24 protein-coding genes are annotated in these 18,184 nt (G+C 60.4%); 14 read left to right on the top strand and 10 right to left on the bottom strand.

Annotated features, from left to right (window positions below):
* Positions 1-57: 57 nt before the first annotated feature.
* Positions 58-921, bottom strand: a complete 864-nt coding sequence (locus tag V3W39_RS18265; RefSeq protein WP_330213072.1) for an SDR family NAD(P)-dependent oxidoreductase — start codon at positions 919-921, stop codon at positions 58-60.
* A gap of 121 nt (positions 922-1,042) precedes the next feature.
* Between V3W39_RS18265 and V3W39_RS18260 the strand changes: the two genes are divergently transcribed.
* The 4 genes from V3W39_RS18260 (at position 1,043) to V3W39_RS18245 (ending at position 5,190) form a co-directional block, all read left to right on the top strand.
* The gene (locus V3W39_RS18260) at positions 1,043-1,930 is read left to right on the top strand and encodes a LysR family transcriptional regulator (protein WP_330213071.1); all 888 of its coding nucleotides are present in this window, start codon (positions 1,043-1,045) and stop codon (positions 1,928-1,930) included.
* A gap of 98 nt (positions 1,931-2,028) precedes the next feature.
* Entirely contained in the window at positions 2,029-2,970 is a 942-nt protein-coding gene (locus tag V3W39_RS18255; RefSeq protein WP_330213070.1) for an alpha/beta hydrolase, read from the top strand.
* Between the two features lie 337 nt (positions 2,971-3,307).
* Positions 3,308-4,096 (top strand): DeoR/GlpR family DNA-binding transcription regulator, encoded by a 789-nt coding sequence (locus tag V3W39_RS18250; protein ID WP_259197815.1) that lies wholly within the window; start codon positions 3,308-3,310, stop codon positions 4,094-4,096.
* A 38-nt stretch (positions 4,097-4,134) separates the two neighbouring features.
* Complete coding sequence (locus V3W39_RS18245; RefSeq protein ID WP_330213069.1) at positions 4,135-5,190, top strand: NAD(P)-dependent oxidoreductase; 1,056 nt, start codon at positions 4,135-4,137, stop codon at positions 5,188-5,190.
* 11 nt (positions 5,191-5,201) lie between these two features.
* Here V3W39_RS18245 and V3W39_RS18240 read toward each other — a convergent pair whose 3' ends face one another.
* Positions 5,202-5,633, bottom strand: coding sequence for a DNA methylase (locus tag V3W39_RS18240; RefSeq protein WP_177041649.1), 432 nt, complete (start codon positions 5,631-5,633; stop codon positions 5,202-5,204).
* 15 nt (positions 5,634-5,648) lie between these two features.
* Positions 5,649-5,873 carry a hypothetical protein gene (locus tag V3W39_RS18235; protein WP_177114595.1) on the bottom strand — a complete coding sequence of 75 codons (225 nt, stop codon included), beginning with the start codon at positions 5,871-5,873 and terminating at the stop codon, positions 5,649-5,651.
* Between the two features lie 202 nt (positions 5,874-6,075).
* On the opposite strand from V3W39_RS18235, the gene V3W39_RS18230 reads away from it, so the two are divergent.
* Positions 6,076-6,636, top strand: a complete 561-nt coding sequence (locus V3W39_RS18230; RefSeq protein ID WP_177114593.1) for a type 1 glutamine amidotransferase domain-containing protein — start codon at positions 6,076-6,078, stop codon at positions 6,634-6,636.
* Positions 6,637-6,690: 54 nt separating this feature from the next.
* Here V3W39_RS18230 and V3W39_RS18225 read toward each other — a convergent pair whose 3' ends face one another.
* Positions 6,691-6,912, bottom strand: coding sequence for a PLD nuclease N-terminal domain-containing protein (locus V3W39_RS18225; RefSeq protein ID WP_003207401.1), 222 nt, complete (start codon positions 6,910-6,912; stop codon positions 6,691-6,693).
* Positions 6,913-7,068: 156 nt separating this feature from the next.
* Here V3W39_RS18225 and V3W39_RS18220 point away from each other — a divergent pair, with 156 nt between their 5' ends.
* From V3W39_RS18220 to V3W39_RS18205, 4 genes are all read left to right on the top strand, one after another.
* Positions 7,069-7,626 (top strand): ATP-dependent Clp protease proteolytic subunit, encoded by a 558-nt coding sequence (locus tag V3W39_RS18220; RefSeq protein WP_177041643.1) that lies wholly within the window; start codon positions 7,069-7,071, stop codon positions 7,624-7,626.
* Between the two features lie 190 nt (positions 7,627-7,816).
* The gene (locus V3W39_RS18215) at positions 7,817-8,293 is read left to right on the top strand and encodes a hemerythrin domain-containing protein (RefSeq protein ID WP_177041641.1); all 477 of its coding nucleotides are present in this window, start codon (positions 7,817-7,819) and stop codon (positions 8,291-8,293) included.
* Positions 8,294-8,397: 104 nt separating this feature from the next.
* Positions 8,398-8,574 (top strand): general stress protein, encoded by a 177-nt coding sequence (locus tag V3W39_RS18210; protein ID WP_256348026.1) that lies wholly within the window; start codon positions 8,398-8,400, stop codon positions 8,572-8,574.
* Positions 8,575-8,642: 68 nt separating this feature from the next.
* The gene (locus V3W39_RS18205; RefSeq protein ID WP_177041640.1) at positions 8,643-8,930 is read left to right on the top strand and encodes a hypothetical protein; all 288 of its coding nucleotides are present in this window, start codon (positions 8,643-8,645) and stop codon (positions 8,928-8,930) included.
* A gap of 4 nt (positions 8,931-8,934) precedes the next feature.
* Here the strand turns inward: V3W39_RS18205 and V3W39_RS18200 are convergent, their stop codons facing one another.
* On the bottom strand, positions 8,935-10,134 hold the full coding sequence (locus tag V3W39_RS18200; protein ID WP_330213068.1) for a lysozyme inhibitor LprI family protein: 1,200 nt from the start codon (positions 10,132-10,134) through the stop codon (positions 8,935-8,937).
* A 78-nt stretch (positions 10,135-10,212) separates the two neighbouring features.
* Positions 10,213-11,250, bottom strand: a complete 1,038-nt coding sequence (locus V3W39_RS18195; protein WP_330213067.1) for a PDDEXK nuclease domain-containing protein — start codon at positions 11,248-11,250, stop codon at positions 10,213-10,215.
* A 190-nt stretch (positions 11,251-11,440) separates the two neighbouring features.
* Between V3W39_RS18195 and V3W39_RS18190 the strand changes: the two genes are divergently transcribed.
* Entirely contained in the window at positions 11,441-12,094 is a 654-nt protein-coding gene (locus V3W39_RS18190) for a helix-turn-helix transcriptional regulator (RefSeq protein WP_177041637.1), read from the top strand.
* Positions 12,095-12,217: 123 nt separating this feature from the next.
* Here the strand turns inward: V3W39_RS18190 and V3W39_RS18185 are convergent, their stop codons facing one another.
* Both V3W39_RS18185 and V3W39_RS18180 read right to left on the bottom strand, forming a co-directional pair.
* Entirely contained in the window at positions 12,218-12,718 is a 501-nt protein-coding gene (locus V3W39_RS18185) for a DUF2165 domain-containing protein (RefSeq protein WP_259197801.1), read from the bottom strand.
* A 107-nt stretch (positions 12,719-12,825) separates the two neighbouring features.
* Positions 12,826-13,278, bottom strand: coding sequence for a winged helix-turn-helix transcriptional regulator (locus V3W39_RS18180; RefSeq protein WP_259197800.1), 453 nt, complete (start codon positions 13,276-13,278; stop codon positions 12,826-12,828).
* 90 nt (positions 13,279-13,368) lie between these two features.
* Here V3W39_RS18180 and V3W39_RS18175 point away from each other — a divergent pair, with 90 nt between their 5' ends.
* Entirely contained in the window at positions 13,369-14,298 is a 930-nt protein-coding gene (locus tag V3W39_RS18175) for an aromatic alcohol reductase (RefSeq protein WP_330213066.1), read from the top strand.
* On the opposite strand, the gene V3W39_RS18170 is transcribed toward V3W39_RS18175, so the two are convergent.
* Both V3W39_RS18170 and V3W39_RS18165 read right to left on the bottom strand, forming a co-directional pair.
* On the bottom strand, positions 14,273-14,827 hold the full coding sequence (locus V3W39_RS18170) for a putative natural product biosynthesis protein (protein WP_330213065.1): 555 nt from the start codon (positions 14,825-14,827) through the stop codon (positions 14,273-14,275). The two genes, V3W39_RS18175 and V3W39_RS18170, sit on opposite strands and share 26 nt — an antisense overlap.
* 62 nt (positions 14,828-14,889) lie before the next feature.
* On the bottom strand, positions 14,890-15,273 hold the full coding sequence (locus V3W39_RS18165) for a DUF2946 domain-containing protein (RefSeq protein WP_177041634.1): 384 nt from the start codon (positions 15,271-15,273) through the stop codon (positions 14,890-14,892).
* 382 nt (positions 15,274-15,655) lie between these two features.
* On the opposite strand from V3W39_RS18165, the gene V3W39_RS18160 reads away from it, so the two are divergent.
* The 3 genes from V3W39_RS18160 to V3W39_RS18150 all read left to right on the top strand — a co-directional run bounded on the left by V3W39_RS18160 (position 15,656) and on the right by V3W39_RS18150 (position 18,182).
* Entirely contained in the window at positions 15,656-16,261 is a 606-nt protein-coding gene (locus V3W39_RS18160; RefSeq protein ID WP_010171770.1) for an SCO family protein, read from the top strand.
* Positions 16,261-16,737 carry a copper chaperone PCu(A)C gene (locus V3W39_RS18155; protein ID WP_177041633.1) on the top strand — a complete coding sequence of 159 codons (477 nt, stop codon included), beginning with the start codon at positions 16,261-16,263 and terminating at the stop codon, positions 16,735-16,737. The genes V3W39_RS18160 and V3W39_RS18155 overlap by 1 nt, the downstream gene beginning before the upstream one ends.
* Positions 16,738-16,934: 197 nt before the next feature.
* Complete coding sequence (locus V3W39_RS18150) at positions 16,935-18,182, top strand: OprD family porin (RefSeq protein WP_330213064.1); 1,248 nt, start codon at positions 16,935-16,937, stop codon at positions 18,180-18,182.
* The last annotated feature ends 2 nt before the right edge of the window (positions 18,183-18,184 follow it).

The raw sequence follows: 18,184 nt of genomic DNA, 5'->3' as shown, positions 1-18,184 counted from the left end.
CATGTCCTCCTGCCTTGCGCATCGTCAAGTTCAAGCCAGTGTGAGGGCACCCGCAAATCATTGTGCGCCGGGATCGGGATGCGCCTTTATCCGGGTCCAGGATGCTGCTACTTGCTCGGCGGTCGAGGCCTTGGGCCGCGCCAGATCAACCGGGTAACTGACACCCGGGTTTTCAACAAAACGCGTGGCAGTGAACTGCCCGTTACTGGCCCGCAGGATGTAGCCGCTGTCCTGGCACTGCGCCGAGGCCAGGAAGAGTACGCCGGGGGTTACCGATTCCGGCTTGAGGTTGCCCGGCTCGCCGGTCACGCCCCACATGCGGGTCTTGGCCACGGGCGAGATGGCATTCACCAGGATCCCCGCCTCGGCCCCTTCCCCGCTCAACGCATTCATGATCCCCAGTTGCGCCATCTTGCCGGCGCTGTAGGCCACCAGGCCCGGCTGGGCATATTGCGTGTACATCGCGCGGTCCGAGGTGGTGAGCACGATGCGCGGTGCGGCGGATTGCTTGAGGTAGGGCCATGCGTGTTTGCCAAGCCAGATCGGCGCGTAGACATTGATGTCCATGGCCCTACGGATAAATGCCGCGTCGGCGGCCTCGATGGGTTGATAACCGACCCAGCCGGCATTGTGGATCAGGATGTCGAGCTGCCCGAAATGGCTGATGGCGCACTCGATCAATGCTCGACAACCCGCTTCACCCGACAGGTCGGTTGCGTGGCCGACCACCTGCAGCCCTTCGCCCTGAAGCGCCAGCGCGGCGGCCTGCACCACCTGTGGGTCGGCCCCCTCGCCCAGCGTGTCGGCGCCGATATCACTGATCACCACTTGCGCCCCCAGACGCGCCAACTCCCGCGCATAGCTGAAGCCCAGGCCCCGGGCGGCGCCGGTCACGATTGCGGTTTTACCTGTAAAGTCCATCGTTGCGTTCTCCTGATAGGCACTCCACCCTAACAACCGCTGACCGTCCTGTTTAATACTGAAAAACAGCGATGTTGATACCTGCGCCGTATCAGCTCCTCTATCTGAAGGAACAGACCAGATGATCGAAACCCGCCTGCTGCGCCAATTCATTGCAGTGGCCGAAGAACTGCACTTTCACAAGGCCGCGCTGCGCCTGCACATGGCGCAGCCCGCGTTGAGCCAGGCGATCAATCGCCTGGAGGAGAAGCTGGGGTTTGCCCTGCTGGAGCGTGACCGGCGCGGGGTGAAGCTGCTGCCCGCCGGGGCGGCATTTCTTGAGACGGCGTACACCGTCCTCGGTCAATTGCAGCAAGGCGTTGAACACACCCGGCAAGTGTCCGAGGGCGTCGCCGGCACACTCACCCTCACCTCGGTGTCGATTGTCGGTTATCCGTGGCTGCTCGATACCCTCAGGCGGTTTCGCCTGACGTTTCCCAAGGTCCGGTTGGTGATCAAGGAAATGCCTTCGGCCAGTCAGGCCAAGGCCCTGGCAAGTGGAGAGGCCGATATCGCCTTTTTGCGCTACCTGCCGGGCCAGGCGGATAACATCGAATCCCGGCTGTTACTGGATGAGCCGATCCTGATGGCGCTGCCGATGGACCACCCCAACGCCGGTGATGCCGTTATCGAGCTGAAGGATTTTGCCGATGCCGACTTTGTGTTCACCCCACAAGTACTGGGCAGCGGCTATCACCATCAGTTGATCGGCTTGTGTGAGGCAGCGGGTTTCTATCCGTGCGTGGTGCAGGAAGCCGATCAATTGCACACGCTGATCGGCCTGGTGGCTTGCGGGTTTGGCGTGGCGCTGGTGCCGGCGTCGATTGCCCGTTCGATGAACAGCGACAAGGTAGTGTTTCGTCCCCTTGCCGCCGAATCTTCCAGCATCGGGCTCTACCTGAGCTGGAACACCGACAATCCTTCGCCGTTAGCCAGGCAGTTCTTCTCACTGCTGGAAAGCACGCTGTAATACTTTGCAAGCAATGCCCGGTGACGGCGGTCTAAATATTTCCTGCGCGGCCGGGGCATCTGTTAAAACCCGTGCTTCGCCTCTGTCCTGGAACCTCCATGTTTTCACGTTTTCTGTCCCGCCTCGGCCTGCGCTGGTTTCCCTTGTTGTGCATGGCCGCCGTGATCATTAGCCTGCCGGTGGGTTGCGCCGTGCTGCAGCACAAGGAGCGCGAATTGCTGTTTCGTGTCGAACCGGGCACTGCCAGTTGGTACAGCGGCTTGCCCCGTGACGTACAGGAATTCGACCTGAAACCGTCGAGTTTCAAATCCGGGCAAAACATTCACGGCTGGTGGTGGCCGGCAGCCCGGAAAGATGCGCCCGCCATTCTCTATTTGCACGGCGTACGCTGGAATCTCACCGGCCAGTTGTTTCGCATTGAACAGCTGCGGGCCCTGGGCTTCTCGGTACTGGCCATCGACTACCGCGGCTTCGGCCAAAGCCAGGGCGACCTGCCTTCCGAAACCAGCGTGTACGAAGACGCACGCATAGCCTGGGAACGCTTCCAGGTGCTGCAACCCGACCCCGCCAAGCGCCTGATCTACGGGCACTCCCTGGGTGGCGCGGTGGCCATCGACCTGGCGGCCGAACTGGGCAAGCAGGCGGCGGATAACCATGAGCCGCCGCCGGTGCGCGGGCTGGTGATCGAATCCACGTTTACTTCATTGGCGGATGTGGCTACTGCCGTGGCTAACACCTCGCTGCCGGTGCGCTGGCTGCTGTCGCAGAAGTTCGATTCCATCGACAAGATCGCCGACATCCACATGCCGTTGCTGGTGGTCCACGGGCTTGCCGATGCCTTTGTGCCACCGCGTTTCAGCCAGCAATTGTTTGATGCCGCACAAGAACCCAAACGCTTGTTGCTGGTGCCGGGGGCGACTCACAACGACAGCATGCGCCTGGCCGGCAGCCGCTATCGCCAGGCACTGGACAGCCTGATGCAAACGAAGCGGCCAGCACAGGTCGCCGGGCCCTCCAACCTGCACCCGGACAACTCGTAAATCTGCATTCCGGCACCGGTTTCTCCGGTGCCTGTCAAGGCGCAAAGCCTGCCCATACTGGCTATAAACCGCGACTGATCAAATATTAACCGCGGGTTAAATCGCCATACCCGCCGGGCTCAAGGGAAGTTATCCACAGAGATACCCACGGTTTTCGTGGACAACTCTTTTTAATTTTTTACGATTTTTTTGCTCAATAACTTCCTGCTGGAACGGTCCCGGGCGGCAAAATCTCCTGCATCTCCAAACGCACCCATGCCGTCAAAATGCGGCCACCCATTGCGTTTAGTCCACAGCCTGATTAATCTCGCATAAACACGCAATAACGAGCATAAACATGCAAAACACCCATGCCGCCATCGACCTGCCTTCGTTGCGCAAACAGAAAATCCTGTTGCTGCTGGAGCGCGATGGCAAAGTCACCGCCTCGGAATTGGTGGAGCATTTCGCCGTCTCCCAGGACACCATCCGCCGCGACCTTGGCGAGCTCGCCTCCGCCGGTCTGCTGCAACGGGTGCATGGCGGTGCACTGCCGAGGCCCAAAGACACCGGCAAAGATTTCTTCACCCGGTTTGGCGAAACCACCGCGACCAAACGCCACCTGGCGCAACTCGCCGCCGACCGCGTGGAAGACGGCCAGATCGTGCTGTTCGACTCGGGCACCACCACCCTGCAAATCGCCCAGTCCTTGCCGCATGCCATCAAGCTGACCGCCGTCACCCATTCACCGATGATTGCCATCGCGTTGTCCGAGCATCCCAATGTGACGGTGATCCTTGCCGGCGGGCAGCTCAACCCGGTGACCATGGCCGCCAGCGGGCATGAGGCGCTGCGGCTGATCCAGGGCATCAAGGCGGACCTGCTGTTTACCGGCGTGTGTGCACTGCATCCACAGGTGGGCATCAGCTCGCTGCACTTCGAAGAGGTGGCGGTGAAACAGGCTATGCTCGACAGCGCCTCCCACGTGGTGGCCGTCACCCTGGCCGACAAGCTGGGCGCGGTGGAGCCATTTGTGGTGGCGCCGTGCAGTCGCATTCACACGTTGATTACCGAATGGCATGTGCCGCCGGGCAGTGTCGAGGCTTATGAGTGCCTGGGGCTTGAGGTGATGCAGGTGGATGCGTAACCAGTCAGCCCGGTAGCCCTTTGCAGAGGAATAGACCCATGGCGTTTCCCGTGCTGATCCTGGATGCCCCGAACCCGCCCTTGCTCCATACAGAAATCGAGCAGTGCCTGGCATACGGGCTGGACATCACCCTCAACCTGCACTACTTCGCCGACCCAGGCAGCATCAAAATCCACTACGCCGGGCGCATTCGGTTCGTGGACATCAACGGCCACGACACACCGGCCTTGATCAGTGCCGTGGTAAAGGCCGGAGGCTACAGCGTCATCAAGACCCGCTTGAACATTCCCCTGGGTGCCGCGCTGATCAACGCCGCTGCCTCGCCTGATTTGGGCAGCCCTTTGCAGGCCATCGCCCAGGCGGGAGTTGGGGTCAACCATATCGATTTGCACGCCGCCGCCGAGCGTGGCGTGACCGTCCTCAATACCCCAGGCTCCAACGCGACGGCTGTGGCCGAATATGTGCTGGCACAAACACTGTTCCTGTCCCGAGACCTTAATCTCTACAACGCCAAGACTCAGCAAGGCCAATGGTCAAAAGGCCTGCTCGCACCTGCTTTGCAAATCGCCGAGTTGACGCTGGGGCTGGTGGGCTCGGGCAGAATTGCCCAGGCGGTGGCCCATAAGGCCCAGGCCCTGGGCATGAAGGTGATAGTCACCGGCTCCGAGCGCTTCACCCCATCCGTCGCTGCGAGCCTGGGCCTGCAATGGCGCGCCACCCTTGGCGAGTTGCTGGACGAAGCCGACGTGGTGTCCATTCACACACCCCTCACGGCGCTGACCAAAGGCTTGTTCGACAGCACCGCGTTCAGCCGGATGAAACCGGGGGCGATCCTGATCAATACGGCTCGTGGCGGCATCGTCGACGAGGGCCAGTTGGCACTGTTCATGAAGCGCTTTCCCGGCCATATCAAGGGCGTCGCCATCGATACCTTTGCCAAGGAAAAAGATCAGTTCGACTCGCCGTTGACTGGCGTTGCCAACGCGATACTCACCCCGCATATTGCCGGCAACACACGCACGGCAATCATCCAGGCGTCAACGCAGATCGTTGACCAGATTCATGCCTTTCGACAGACAATGCTTGAAGGTTAAGGGCATCGGCATCAGAACAACACTGACGCCGCATCCCTCATGAAAATCTCCACGGTCTTCGGTCCGACACCCTCGAATTCGTTCAAGCGCTTCTCGAACGCCTGGCGGTCGGTGCTGGCGTCGTGGATATGGCTGATCTTGCCCGCGTACTCCGCGTTCAACTTGCTGCTGAGGTCCAGTAGCCGCTGCGCGGTGGTTTCGTCGTAACGCACGTAATGCGCCTCGCCGAGCATCGCCACCAACTCGCGGGAAGTGCAGTGCTGCAGCTTGCGCGGCGTGTCCCGGCCATGCTTCACCACAATCACCTGATAAGCCTGGGCGGCGATCTGCGCCTGGATGCGCTTGCCCATCAGGAAGCTGGCGACAAACCACTTGAACAGCGCGCTGTCGTCACCGGGGCGCAGTTCAATCCCCAATTCACTGGCGCTGATGGATCGGCCCATGACTGCCTCCGCCTCTCACTCGCCCAGCTTGCGCTCGGCCTTGGCGGCCTGCTCATTGATGCGGTCGGTTTGCCGCTGTGTGTCCTTGATGGACGTCGGCGTGATCACCTTATCGACGGTTTCGGTCTTGGGGTTGGGCCGCTGCAAGGCACTGTCCTGGTCATCAACCTGGCGCCCTTTCTGTGCCTGTTCGGAGCTGATTGCATCGGGAGTTTTGTCGGCGTTTTTTGCGGTGCCCATGGGGTGTTCCTCCTGTTGAAAAGCTAACGCTCCAGCGCGGAGCCGTTATGCAGCAGAGCCCATGGTTTTTCGATAGTTCAAGGAAATTGAACCGGGCGCAGCCCCGGGAAATAAGCGCAAATTAATTTAAACCTTTTGCTCAGGCGCCCGCTCAACAGTCCGGTAGCAGCATTCGTACACCCTACTCAGGAGACACTCGACCATGAGTTCGCAACTGCACGGCAAGAAGATTCTGATCATCACCTCCAACACCGGTATCGAGCGCGACGAATTGCTCAAGCCCCTGGAAACCCTGCGCGGTTTCGGCGCCACGGTGACCCACGGTTCCAGCAAGGGTGGCAGTACCCAGACCTTCCTCAAGGACACCGAGAAAGACCGGACCGTGGAGTCCGATGCCAAGCTCTCGGAGCTGAAGGGCAGCGACTTCGATGCACTGGTCATCCCCGGCGGTACCGTCAATGCCGACACTCTGCGCCAGGACAGCGACGCCTTGCGGCTGATCAACGATTTCGTCAAGGCCGGGAAAACCGTAGCTGCCATCTGCCATGGCCCCTGGGCGCTGATCGATGCCGGGGTGATCGGCGGCAAGACCCTCACCTCCTACAAAAGCGTGCGCACCGACCTGGTGAATGCCGGGGCGGAAAACTGGGTGGATACAGAGGTAAAGGAATGCCCGGCCAATGGCTGGACATTGATCACCTCCCGCACGCCCGATGACTTGCCGGCGTTCAACCAGGCGATTGCCAAAGCACTGGCGGCTTGACGCGAGCCAATGCAAACAGGCGCCCTCGGGCGCCTGTTTTTTGTAAATTCCGTATCAGCCTTTGCCATGCTCCGTGGCATGGGTCGCCCGGTTCACACCCTTGGGTCCAAACAGCGCCCAGAGGATCAGCCCCAGCAGCGGCATGAAGATCAGCACCACCAGCCATAACCCCTTGGTTTCCCAGCCACTGCCACTGCGCAGCACGCTGTTGATCGCCCACAGTTCCAGCAGTACCAGAATCACTGCCAAGCCAATCCAGACATATTCGATTTGCATGATTCATCCTCCTGAGGTCGTATCCATTAGGTCAAGCTACACGCCCGAGGGTTCATTAAAATTGCAGCGGATGGCTCTCGCCCAACGGTTGCGGCAGGCCTGGCGGAACCTTCTAGACTCAACGCAACGTCACTTCTTACCCCTTGGAGGCCCAGGATGACCGAGCACATCATCCACTTTCACTGCCAGATCGATCAGGGCACCACCGAGCGCTTTCGTGATTGTTGTCTAGATGCGATCGAGCAAGGCGCCAGCTCGTTGCTGCTTAACCTCTCCACCACCGGCGGCAGCACCAATTTCGGCTTTACCCTCTACACCTTCCTCAAGTCCCTGCCGGTGCCGCTGTGTGCGATCAATGCGGGCAATATCGAGTCCATGGGCATCATCATGTTCCTGGCGGCCAATCGCCGGATCACTACGCCCCACTCGCGATTTTTGATTCATCCCATGAACTGGTATTTCAACCAGAACTCCGTCGACCACCAGCGCCTGCGCGAATACCTGTCGAGCCTGGACAACGACCTGGCGCGCTACGTGAAAATCTACGAACTGGAAACCGCCACCGCAGAGACGCACCTGGATATTTTCAAGTGCCTGTCGGCCGAGGAAAAAGTGATTGCCGCTCACGAGTCACTGGCCTACGGGATTGCCCATGAGGTTGAGCAGATTGTGTTTGCAGAAGACATCAAGCACTGGAAAGTCAGCGGAGGATAGGCATTGTTTAATGCATGCCAGAGGCCACGGGACCGTGCAACCTGCACGACCAAAGCCGACACTTACGATCACCAACCTATTGATTTTTAAACAAATAAATATTCAGTTCAACTTGGTACAACTCATGCTGCAGAGCTCTGGACAGGCGGGCACTCCGACCCGCCCTTCTGCTACCCGTGAGGTGTCACCCATGAATGCCATTGATCTTCTCAAGGCCGACCACGAACGCGTCAAAGCCATCTTGAGCCAACTGAGTGAGTCCACTGAGCGCGGCGTCAAGAAGCGCACTGAGCTACTGGCCAAACTGGAGATGGAAATCAGCCTTCACACCCGGCTTGAGGAAGAAATCCTCTACCCGGCTTTCCGCAAGGCGGGGGGCAAGGACCAGGAAATCATGTACCACGAAGCCAAGGAAGAACATCGCACGGTCGACTCCCTGGTATTGCCGGACCTGAAGCAGACCTCCCCGTCCACCACCGAGTTTTCCGGGCGCGTCAAAGTGGTCAAGGAACTGTTGGAGCACCATATCGAGGAAGAAGAAAGCGAGATGTTCCCGCAGGCGAAAAAGCTGCTGGGCAAGGCCTTGCTGGAAGAATTGGGTGCAGAGATGGAAGCGATGAAAGCCGCGCACAAGAAGGCGCTCGGCGCCAAGCCAATGGCTGCTTGATGCCCATTCGTCGCCTGCGGCCAAACTTTTTCAAACTTTGATTTGGCTGGCGGCTTCCCAATTAGGCGACACCATTGATTCACTCATCATTGAGGGTTTTGAAAATGGCTAACAGCGGAAAAACCACCCCAGGGGCTGGTCACAAAGACCAGCAAGACACTCCCCGTAAAAGCGGCGGCCAGGGTTCCGGCGGCAACGTCGCCAATGACCGCGCAAAGGCATCTGAAGCCGGCAAAAAAGGCGGGGCCCAAAGCCACGCGCCAGGCTCCAGGAAGTCTTGATTGAGGCGTTACCGAAGCCTGGATGTGGTCCGGGCTTCGGTCCTCACCGCAACAAGAGGGATTGAGTCATGAAGACCAGCATTTCCCAAAGGATTGTACTTGCCGCCAGCCTGACGCTCGTACTGTATGCCCCCGCCTATGCAGCCTTCGGCGACAACACCGCCCCGGGTTCGGCTCTGCCGCCAGGCACCTACCCCAGCAGCCCGTCCGGTGGCGACAGCAGTGGCAGCAAGGCCGCCGAAACAAAAGCGCCAGCTCCGTCAAAAACCGTGAAAGGAACGCGCCACAAAGGTTCCTCGACCCAGCATCCCGCCAGCAAGACCGGTAAAAAAGCCGTTCCCCAATCGGGAAGTTGAGTGTTCAGAGTTCGCTTGGGCCACCGATAAAGTCCAGGCGCAGATTCAACCACTGCCTGACGATTTCCCGGGCCGCTTGACGGGCATCAGCGGCAGAAAAGCCGCGCTCGCGCTGCAACCACTCACTGGTCACTTGCCGCGCCGGCTCAACAGCCGCCAGCGTCTGCTGGCGTTGCCTGGCGGGCCACTGCTTATCAACACCCCAGTCGCGCAGGGTTAGTTCAGGATCCTGGTTCTGCCCAGCAGTGGCCGGTTGGAGAAACAGCCGAGGCGATGCGGTGGCCTTGAGCGAAAGAGCGCTCCAATCGGCATAGCTGGCAAAGCGGATGGTGCCCTCGTTCTGCCCTGCCGTGGACAAAGGCTCGCTCAGGCTATCGTCCAGCCGCTTCCACGCCGGCTGCGCAAACAGGTCACCCTGCGGCGCGCAAATCGGCGCAAAGCTGTCCCGGGTGGAGCCGTACAGCGACCCGAACGACTCATACGCAACCTCGCCCTGACGGCTGAAAACAAAGCAGTGCACATAGGGGCGCTGGTCGGCAAACAGCTCGTATTGCTCGCGCTCAATCATCATGCGCAGCAAGGTCAACGTCACCCGATCACGGCTGACGGCGGGATCGTTTTGCAGGTCCTGCCAGATCGACCAGGGAAAGTTGTCTTCCTTGAGCGCTACGAGGATCTGCTTGCGATTCTCCTCGGCCTCGCTCTCCGTCACACCACTGTCGGGTTCAAAGCGCTGCAGGTAGACCAGCCAGGCGGCCGCCAGGTCGTTCATCGGGAAGCGCCTGAGCCCTTCTGCTGCGTGTGCCGGGTGATAAGGAATACTGGCAATGATTGCGTCGAGGGCCGCCGTATCCTTGTGGCTGATCGACCCCACCTCGACCACTCGCTGGCTCAGTCGGGATTGCAGGCAGCCGGCCAGTGTTTGCGGCTCACTCGCACATGCGTTGCGAGTCTGCAGCCAGGCGCGCTGGCCGCGACGTAATTCGTCCCGCTGGTCGGGTGCCAGTTTGGCCATTGCCTGGCTGTAGTAAACGCCCAGCGTACTGTCGAGTTCACTCAACTCGGGGCTGGTGCAAATGGCCTTTTCCACCGATGTGGAGGCCTTTTTACACTCGAAGGACGCGCCACTGGCAGGCATGCCTGCACCCATCAGCAGTCCAGTGAGCAACAACAGTGAGCAGGCGGTATTTACACGGCGGGCCATGGCATTCCTTGGATGAGTTCCTTTCAAGGCGCCCATTGTGCCGAGGCCATTGCCAATGTCCAGCCTGGCGGCGCAGCGCTACGAATTGCTCGCCAGTTCACGCTCAATCTGTTCGATGCTGGGCAGGCTGGTTTGCAACTCTGCCGGCAGAGACTCAACCAGTTGATACTCGGCAACCCCAATGGGTCGCGAGCTGTCACGCAGGGCGTATTCGGCCACCACCTCATTCTTGCTCTTGCACAGCAGCAGGCCGATGGTGGGGCTGTCCTGCGGGTGCTTCAGTTGGGCGTCTACGGCCGCGAGGTAAAAACCCAACTGCCCCAGATGGTCGGGTTTGAACTTGCCGGCCTTGAGTTCGATCACCACATAGCACCTCAGCTTGAGGTGATAAAACAGCAGGTCGACGAAAAACTCCTCGCCGCCCACATCCAGCAGCACCTGCCGGCCTACGAAGGCAAACCCTGCGCCCAGTTCCAGCAAAAAATCGGTGACATGTTTGACCAGGGCATTTTCGATTTCACGCTCCTGCGCATCGAGCGTCAGCCCAAGAAAGTCGAAACGGTAGGGATCCTTGAGCGATTCGCGCGCCAGGTCGGACTGGGCTTTGGGCAGCAGGCCCTCGAAGTTGCTGACGGCATTGCCGCTGCGCTCCAGCAGGCGACCTTCGATTTGCATCACCAGGACGTTGCGCGACCAGTTGTGTTCGATGGCCTGGGCAGCGTACCAACGGCGGGTTTCGGGCCCGGGCAGCTTATCCAGCAGCGCCAGCTGGTGATACCACGGCAATTGTGCAAGCACCCCTTGCACAAATTCCCTGTCCGGCCACGCCTCGGCAAATGCACGCATGTACTTCAGGTTGCGCGGCGAAAACCCCTTCATCTCCGGAAAGGCTGAACGCAGATCCTGCGCCAGTCGCCCAATCACCTTGCTCCCCCAGCCCTGCTGTGCTTGCCGGGTCAAGATATCCCGGCCGATTTGCCAGTACAGCAGCACCAGCTCGCGGTTTACCGCCAACGTGGCGCGTTGCTGGGCGCAGTGGATCCGACCCTTGAGGTCGGTCAGCCAGTCGCTGTACCCCTCGGGTGGTGTGGTCAGGCTTTCGCAGGTCTCACTCATTCCTTTTCCCTCATGGGTTTGGCAGGCGGCCGATGGTAGCGAGGGGAAAATGCAGAATGGGCCAGCAGAATGCTTTCGATACAAATCAGCTGGAACCCGCCATCAGCGCGCCTTAATGCAGATCAAGAGGTGCCCCGGCGTGCCCGCTGTGGTCAAATGGACCGGTCACTTCCATGGTTATTCCCGATCTATGAACGCCACACCCACCGACGACAGCCAGGCATCCACCGGGGACCGCATCCTGTTCCTGCTCAAGACCCGTGGCCCACTGAAAACCACGGACCTGGCTGCGCTGTTGGACATCACCTCCGAAGCCGCTCGCCAGCAAATCCAGAAGCTACAGGTCGCGGAATTGATCGTCGGCGTATCGGCCCCCATCTCGGGTGCCGGCCGGCCCTCGCTGAAGTGGGCGCTGACCGAAACCGCCCAGGGCAAATTCCCGGATTCCCACAGCGTGCTGACGCTGCACCTGATCGACTCCATCGAAGGCATTTTTGGCAGCGAAGGCGTGGAAAAGGTCATCGCCAGCATGGAGGCAACCGCCAAGCACGAATACATCCAGGCCTGCTCCGCCGCGTCGACCCTGCAGGAGAAAGTCGAGATCCTGGTACAGATTCGCGAGCGCGCCGGCTACATGGCGCAGATGGAGCCACTGGACGAAGGCTGGCTATTGGTGGAAAACCACTGCCCCATCTGCGTGGCCGCGCGCAAATGCCAGGGGTTCTGCCGCTCGGAGCTGCAGATTTTCCAGGCGGCGCTGGGGGATGAGAACGTCGTAGAACGGTGCGAACACCTGATTTCCGGGGACCGACGCTGCGCCTACAGCATTCAGCCCCGCAAGTAAGAAAAAGGCTGCGATGGGCTGCGCAACAACCGTAACCCCATCACCGCAGTGTCCCGGATACACCAACGGTTCAGGTGTCACACCTGCTGCGCAGTCCATCGCAGCCTTAGCCTCAGGCCGACATCAGGCCCATTGCAGGTTGAACAGCGCAAACGCCAACAGCGCCCAGGCCGACAGCACCAGGTGCGTCAGTTGCAGGCCTTCCTGACGAATCCAGTAGCCAAACCACAAGCCACCCAGCAGCATCGCGAAAACGAACGCAGAAAAGCCGCTGAGTGCCAGGTTGAGCCATGGCCGGGCCACCGCCAGGCCATCGCCCAGGACAAGCTGGTAGCTGCCAACCCATGCCGCGACGGCCGCGACGATTTGCAGGACCAGCACCACCAGCAGGGCGAACTGATGCAGGCGCGGCGAGCGCACCGCACGCCTCAGCAAAGGCGTGTCGATAGGCGGACTTTGGTGCAGCGGCGCCATGGCCATGGTCGCGCCCACCGCCCCCACCGAGCTGCGAAAAGCCTGCCCGTTGTTAACCACGGCGAGGGTCAGCCAGACACTCAAGCCCAGGGCTTGCGTCCCCAGGAACAGACCCGCTGAACCGCCCGGCAAAAACGCCTCCACGCTCATCCAAAGCTCCTTGCTCACTAAAAGCGAAAACCCGCTCTTGGGCCTATACCCAAGAACACATTTGGATAATACGTAGAGCCCGCTTAATTACACAAGCAAATACTTTCTTAATTGGCAGCCTCATGCACATTCGGCACTGGCGGCCCAAGCTCTGAACTCAGCACCTGATCAGCATCAAACCGTTCCCGGGAACACCTGAATCCGTCGGCGTTTTCCACCACCCAGGTCCACAGCGGAATCATGTGCACCAACAGCTGTTTGCCCAGCTCGGACAACTGGTATTCGACCTTGGGCGGCACCTCCTGAAAGTCATGGCGCAACACTAGGCCGTCGCGTTCCAGCTGGCGCAAGGTGCGCGTGAGCATGCGCTGGGTGACGCCTTCCATGCGCCGGCCAATCTCGGCGTGACGCAGCCGCCCGTTAACTCCCAGCAGGTGCACGATGCCCAACGACCAGCGGTTTCCCGCGTGGGTCAGCACCTGGCGCTTGAGCCCGTCTTCATCGGCGCTGAGGGCTTCGCAGGCGGCCTGTGAGCGCCTGATGATCTCGTCGTTATCCACCTTCTACTCCCGGTATCACTGGTGTGCCTTCTTATGCGCGGTCGGCAATTCTGCAAGCATGGCACGACTTTCACCTGAACCGAGAACCCTATGACTGCTTCGATCCTTGTACTGGGCGCCGGCGAACTGGGCCTGGCGGTACTGCGCCAATTGTCACGCCTGGCCGCCCCGAAAAATGTGCCGGTGACCGTGTTGCTGCGCCCCGCCACACTGAACTCGAAAGACCCGGCCAAACAACGGGAAATCACTGAACTGCGCGCCCTCGGCATTGAGCTGCTGGCGGGTGATTTGGCCAACGACTCCGAGGCCGAACTGGCGGCGATATTCGCTGACTACCACACCGTGATCAGTTGCATCGGCTTCGCCGCAGGCGTTGGCACCCAGCGCAAACTGACCCGCGCCGCCATCGCCGGCGGCGTGAAGCGGTATGTGCCGTGGCAGTTCGGTGTGGATTACGACGTGATCGGCCGTGGCTCGGCCCAGGACCTGTGGGATGAACAGCTCGACGTACGCGACTTGCTGCGCGCCCAGCAAGGCACGCAATGGGTGATCGTATCCACCGGGATGTTCACCAGTTTCCTGTTTGAACCGTCCTTCGGCGTCGTCGACCTGGCACAAAATACCGTGCATGCATTGGGGGACTGGGACACCGCCGTCACCGTCACCACCCCTGAAGACATCGGCCTGCTGACCGCACGCATCCTGTTCAGCGAACCGCCGATCGTCAATCAGGTGGTGTACACCGCCAGCGATACCCTGACTTATGGCGAACTGGCAGATACCGTGGATGCGCAACTGGCGCGTACGCTGAAACGCGAACGCTGGTCGGTGCCGTACCTGGAAGCCGAACTGGCTGCTGAGCCCGAGGACAACCTGATGAAGTACCGGGTGGCGTTCGCCCAGGGCAACGGCGTGGCCTGGGACCCCGCCGTGACCTTCAATGCGCAACAGCAAATCGCCGTGACCAGTGTTGCCCAGTGGATTGAGCAGAACCTCAAGGCACCGGCAACCACCCGCTGAACCGCCCCTGGCCATCCAGCGCGCACCAGGCGAAATCCTCGGGCGGTGGCGGCAACATTGGCAGTTGCCCGCCACTGCCCGGCTTCCAGTCCAGCACCGGCACGGGCGAACCTTGCCAGGCCAGGACCACGCCCCGGGCCTGGCCGATGTCATCGCTGACCCAACGGGCCGCCGCCGCCGTCATGAACGCTTCGATGGGCTCTTCATCGATCTGCGTGCGATACACCGAACCGAGCAACCAACGGCACACGTTCACGTGATAGGTCCAGTTCAGCGACGGACGGTTGCGATACGCCCAGGTCATGAAACTGCGAAACAGGTTCAAGCCCTCTGGCGGGTCGAGCTTGAGCAAACCGGGGCAGATGTCGAACAAGGTGTGCCAATACGGCAGCAAACGTGCATCCAGGTGGACGAAACAACGGGCGTTACTTGGGTATTCGACAGACGGCAACAATACTTCGCCGCGGGACGGACGGCGCGACGCCTTGCTGACCAGACGGGCAGCGCCGGAAGGCAGGATAGAGCTCATGGAACGCACTCACACTCGTGACGATAGAACGCCTCCTGGTAACAGGAAGCCCGGGGCACACGTCAGAATGCAGGGGAAGCGCGAGGGTTGGCCGAGGGCCAGGAGTAACGCGGAGGGGCCTTGTTGCGCCGCTCATGGGCCGGGCGCGGCTTTTGCCCGAGCCCCAGCAGCCAGGCCAGGCAAAACAGGAAGACGATGCCCAGGGTCACGGCGGAGCACACCGGGCACGCGAAGAAATTCGACCAACTGCTGGCCGTCGGATTGCCGAGGCCTGAGTCCGAGGCTGGCGCCTTGGTGCCCAGGCTTGAACAGAATTGCCCACCGAGGCCGTTGAGCTCCAGGCCCATCATTTGCCCATGGCCCAAACCGCAGACGAACACATTGAACAGGACGCAAAAATACAGGGTCCAGGCAATGAGTGAACGGTCCGGGCGGGAGAGTTTCATGGCGGCGACTTTACCACTCCCCCTGTAGGAGCTGTCGAGCTTTAGCGAGGCTGCGATGCGGGCGCCATGGCCTTGCAGCAACACCGAGGCGATCCCATCGCAGCCTCGCCAAAGCTCGACAGCTCCTACAGGGGGTTGCGGTCAACTGTGGGAGCCGGGCTTGCCCGCGATGCAGGCGCTGCGGTCTTGCAGGGGCACCGAGGCGATCCCTTCGCAGCCTCGCTGAAGCTCGACAGCTCCTACAGAGTTTGGTCTTGCCCGGCAGGGCCTGTGACAGAACGTCGCAGATTACGCCCGCAGGCAGGGGTTGTTAGAATGCCACGCTCTCCTCGCCTGATTTAACGCTTCGTGGTACCCAGGCGCTTCACAGGATGCACAGTTGATGAGTACGTTATTCACCCGCCGCAAGGTCCTCACCGGCATGGGATTGCTGGGCCTGGGCCTGCTGGCCGGCTGTGACAACAGCCCGAAACTGAACTTCAAGTACGGCAAGGATCTGAGCGACAAGATCATGGGCCGCACCTTCAAGCTCAAGAACACTGACGGCGAAACCGTCACCTTGAGTTCCTTCCGTGGCTTGATGCCGGTGGTGTTCTTCGGCTTCACCCAGTGCCCGGCCGTGTGCCCGACCACCCTGGCGCGCATGGCCCAGGCGAAGAAACTGATGGGCCGCGACGGCAAGATCATGCAGGTGGTGTTTATCACCCTCGACCCGGAACGCGACACCCCCGAGATTCTCGACGCCTACGTCAAGGCCTTCGACCCGAGCTTCAAAGCGCTGTACGGTACCCCGGAAGAAATCGCCGTGGCCGCTAAAGAGTTCGGGATCTTTTATGAAAAGATTCCCGCCGGTGACAGCTACACCCTCTCCCACACCGCCACCAGCTTTGTGTTCGACACCCGGGGCACCCTGCGCCTGGGCCTGTCCGCCTCGCTTAACGCCAAAGAGTGCGCAGAAGACCTGCTCACCGTCATGGAGGTCTGCTAATGACTGCCGTTCAACACTTCAAGCGCATCGCCCTCGGTCTCTCCCTGCTGGGCCTCGCGGCACACGCCAGTGCACAAGCGGTGGTCACCGACGCCTGGGTACGCGCCTCGGTACCGGGCCAGCCGTCCAGCGGCGCCTTCATGACCGTGACGGCCGACAGCGACAGCAAGCTGCTCAGTGTGGCGTCGCCGGTCGCCAAGACCGTGCAGATCCATGAGATGACCATGAAAGACGACGTGATGCGCATGGGCCCGGTGGATTCGGTTGCGTTGCCGGCCGGCAAGCCCGTCAAGCTCGACCCGGATGGTTATCACGTGATGCTGATCGACCTCACTGCGCAGATCAAGGAAGGCGACCAGGTGCCGCTGACCGTCACCGTGGAAAATGCCAAGGGTGAAAAGCAGTCGATCGAGGTCAAGGCCGAGGCCCGGGCGTTGAATGCGATGGAGCCGATGGATCACAGCAAGATGCATTGATCAAACGCCTGTGATGAGGGAGCAACTCCCTCATCATCTGCCAGGCAAGTCTCCATACTGAAAACATCTCGCTTCAACACTTTCTATATATTTTCAATCTGCAAACCAACTCGTTAGCCTGCGCAAGCCGGACGCGTCTCCCTGTCGACGTCCGGCCAAATAATTCTAAAAACAAGCAGCAGACAACGGGAATAACAATGAGCACATCCCCCATTACCCTGGGCCTGACTTCGGCCACCCTGGGTTTGACCCTCGCCTTCCCCACCTTTGCCGAAGCTGACTTTTTCAAAGACAGCAAGGCCGACCTCGAATTTCGCAACTTCTACTTCAACAGCGATTACCGCCAGCCCAACGCCACCCAGTCCAAACGCGACGAGTGGGCCCAAGGCCTGATCCTCAATTACCAGTCGGGTTACACCGAAGGCCTGGTGGGCTTTGGCCTCGATACCATCGGCCTGCAGGGGTTGAAACTGGACTCCAGCCCCGACCGCCAAAACACCGGCCTGCTCCCGGTGGGCGAAGATGGTGCCCCGGACAGCTACAGCCGAATGGGCGCCACCGCCAAGGCGCGCATCTCCAAAAGCGTGCTGAAATTCGGCACGCTGATCCCCAAGCTACCGACTGTGTTGCCCAACGACGGCAGGCTGCTGCCACAGACTTTTCGCGGCACCCAGTTGACCAGCCAGGACATCGCCGGCCTGACCTTCGACGCCGGGCGCCTGACCAGCAACACCCTGCGCAACGACAGCGGCCATGCCGACATCGAAGTCGACGGCAAAGGCATCAAAGGTGCCGTGCCCAGCGATAAATTCGACTTCGCCAGTGCCAGCTACAGCTGGACCAAAACCTTCGTCACCGGCTACCACTACGCCAACCTCGAGAACAACTACAAGCAACACATCTTCAACCTGGTCCACACGCTGCCATTGGGTGACGCCCAGTCGTTCAAGACCGACCTGCGTTACGCCGACTCCAGCAAGGAAGGCAACAGCAACATCGACAACCAGGCCTTCGGCGCCAAGTTCACCTACAGCCTCCACGGCCACTCGTTCGGCGCCGCCTACCAGCGCATGAAAGGCACCACCGGCTTCCCCCACCTGGACGGTACCGACTCCTACCTCGTGAACTACGTGATGATCTCGCCGGACTTCGCCAACCCCGAGGAAAAGTCCTGGCAGGCCCGCTACGACTACGACTTCGCCGCCATAGGCATCCCCGGCCTGACCTTCATGACCCGCTACCTCAAAGGTGACAACTTCGTGCGCACTGGAACCCTGGAAGGCACCGAGTGGGAGCGCAACACCGATATCGGCTACGTCTTCCAGAGCGGAGCCCTGAAGAACCTTGAAGTGAAATGGCGCAATGGCACGTATCGCAGCAATGGCAGCGGCAGCGATATCGACCAGAACCGCTTTATCGTCAGCTACACCCTGCCCTTGTTGTGATT

Origin of the sequence: Pseudomonas sp. Z18(2022), assembly GCF_036346535.1 — a bacterium.
Lineage (GTDB): Bacteria > Pseudomonadota > Gammaproteobacteria > Pseudomonadales > Pseudomonadaceae > Aquipseudomonas > Aquipseudomonas yamanorum_A.
Note: the sequence above shows the minus strand (reverse complement) of the source record. Positions and strands in the feature narration are given on the sequence as shown.